The 940-nt window shown below is 31.7% G+C and carries 1 protein-coding gene; it reads left to right on the forward strand.

Annotation, left to right across the window (positions count from 1 at the left end; genetic code table 11):
- Positions 1 to 117: 117 nt before the first annotated feature.
- Positions 118 to 940, forward strand: an 823-nt coding sequence (locus tag FC88_RS09215; RefSeq protein WP_157060461.1) for an RNA-guided endonuclease InsQ/TnpB family protein, incomplete at its 3' end; no start/stop codon positions are given.

The following is a 940-nucleotide window of genomic DNA, read 5'->3' on the forward strand; positions in this document are numbered from 1 at the left end:
CTCCTTTCTTATTAATATATTTGGTTTTTGATATTGAAATTCTTATAATATACCCTTATCACAAGCTTTTGAACGTACGTTCGTATACAATGTATCTATAAAGATAAGGGGGGTGAAATGATGAAGAATGAAATGGAATATATGATAGGCTTAAAAATGAGAATGTATCCTAACAGACGACAAGAAAAAATCTTCTGGAAGAATATCAATGCATCTCGCTTTGTTTACAATAAGCTACTAGCTAATAGTTGGACCGACTCACCAATTTATAGAAATAAGTTAAATAAGTTATATCCCATTCCAGAAAAATACTGGAAACACAATAAAAACGGTAAGTTACTTAAATCTAGTACGGTCCGTCTAACAGGATTAGCTCGGATTACTAAAGAAAAGTATCCATGGTTAGGTGATAAAGACATTGACAGTGATATGATCAACAATGCTCTAGTTAGCTATAAATCGGCATGGAATTTATTTCATAAAGTACATAAATCTGGAACACCAAATTTTAAACGTAAGTCTAATCCTAACCAAGGATATAGAACATCTAATCATTACAATTCAGTTACTGTTAAGAAAAATGGTGGTATTCCGTCTTTATACAATGGATCAATAAAATTTTTAGATAACAAACACATTAGATTACCCAAAGTTGGTCGTATCAAAGTCAGATTATCAAGACAACTACCAACTAATCAATTAGTTAGGATAGCCACTATTTCTATCAAACACTTGCCAACTGGAGAATGGTTTGTTTCATTTTTGTTAAAGAGCGATGAACCATTTAAAGAAAAATTACCTAAAACAAACTCTCAAATCGGTTATGATTTAAACACTGAAAACTTTCTAACTGATAGTAACGGCAATACTATTGATAATCCTAGGTTTTACCGTTCCATCAAAGGTAGGTTAACCAAGGAACAACGTAAGCTATCTCGAA

The organism is Companilactobacillus futsaii JCM 17355 (assembly GCF_001435505.1).
Classification (GTDB): Bacteria; Bacillota; Bacilli; order Lactobacillales; family Lactobacillaceae; genus Companilactobacillus; species Companilactobacillus futsaii.